General features: G+C 64.0%; 1 protein-coding gene. It reads right to left on the minus strand.

Annotated features, from left to right (window positions below):
• Nucleotides 1-108: 108 nt before the first annotated feature.
• Entirely contained in the window at nt 109-1,194 is a 1,086-nt protein-coding gene (locus ENZ74_RS31940) for a Gfo/Idh/MocA family oxidoreductase (RefSeq protein ID WP_063170299.1), read from the minus strand.
• Nucleotides 1,195-1,332 lie beyond the last annotated feature (138 nt).

Below are 1,332 nucleotides of genomic sequence, written 5' to 3' on the forward strand. Positions count from 1 at the left end.
CGCGTGAAAGCATTCGAGAGGGCAGTAAGGCAGTAAGGCAGTAGAGCAGTCGGGAAGTAGGGCAGTAGGGCAGTAGGGCAGTAGGGCAGTAGGGCAGTAGGGAGCGCCTCAACGCTGGCCGCTCTCCTTCATACGCTCGATGATTTCGGCCATCAGCGCCAGGTCGCGGCGGGAATCGGCGAGGTCGGTCAGCGGCTTTGTTCCTTCGGCGATGTGGCGGTGGAAAATCTCGAGTTCATTCGAGAAAGCATCGCCGTAGAGAGGGCCGAAGGCTTTCGTCACCGGGCCGAGCGGGCCGGCATCGGTGACCTCCAGCCGCGTCGGCAGGCTGCGGATGTAGGGCGTGTCGTAGATGATGCGCACGCGCCTGGTGTTGGAGCGCACCTCGATCATTGCGTCGAACAGGCCGAGATCGTCGACCACCGCGTCGTAGAGACAAGCGAAATGGCCATAGTCGAAGGTGACCGATGTGTTGGCGCCGCCATTGGTGCGGTGCGCGGCCAGCACGCGCGCCGGCTCGCCGATCAGCCCGCGCATCGCTGAAATGTGGTGCGAGGAAAGCGCCGTCAGCCCGCGATAGGCGCGCACCAGGTCGGCCGGCGCGTCGGCACCGACGACTTCGCGGATCAGCGCGTCGCGCTCCTTGGCGCCACGCGCCAGCAGGGCCGGGTCTATGTCGTTGGGATAGAGGACGTTCTGGCTCTTCTTGAGGAAATGCCGGCCCTCCGAGATCAGGTCGAAGATGCGGACATGGGTGATGTCGGCGAAGGCCGGCAGCTCGTCCCTGGCGGCCAGATAGGCCGGCGCGTAGCGGCGCATATAGCCGACGAACAGGGTCTTGTCGTAACTCGGCATCAGCGCCAGCAGATCGTCGATCTCGCGCACCGTCAGACAGGCAGGCTTTTCCAGCAGGATATGTTTGTTGGCAGCAATCGCCGCGTGCACGAAGCGGCTGTGGGTGTCGTCGGATGACAGCACGAACACCGCGTCGATGTCGGGTGACGCTATTAGCGCCTCGGCCGTCTCGAAGGTTCTTGCCGTCAGGTGTTGCGAGGTGCACAGCGCCACCAGGCTGGGCGACACGTCGTACACGCCCGCGATCACCCAGCGCTCGCGCTGATCGCTCAGCACCGGCAGATGGATCGACTGGGCGACCTCTCCAAGACCTATAAGTCCGACACGAATTGGTGCCACCGGCAAACTCCCTTTGATTTCAGGTCTGATGCTGCAGGACTATGCCGCGCCGGTGACCAGCGCGACGAGCTCGTTGCCTGATGTCTCCGAGGCGCGCACGGTCGCCGCCATCTTTCCCGCCCGCATCACCCAGATCCT

The sequence above is a fragment of the Mesorhizobium sp. M7A.F.Ca.CA.002.15.2.1 genome (assembly GCF_003998715.1).
In the GTDB taxonomy this organism is placed as follows: domain Bacteria; phylum Pseudomonadota; class Alphaproteobacteria; order Rhizobiales; family Rhizobiaceae; genus Mesorhizobium; species Mesorhizobium ciceri.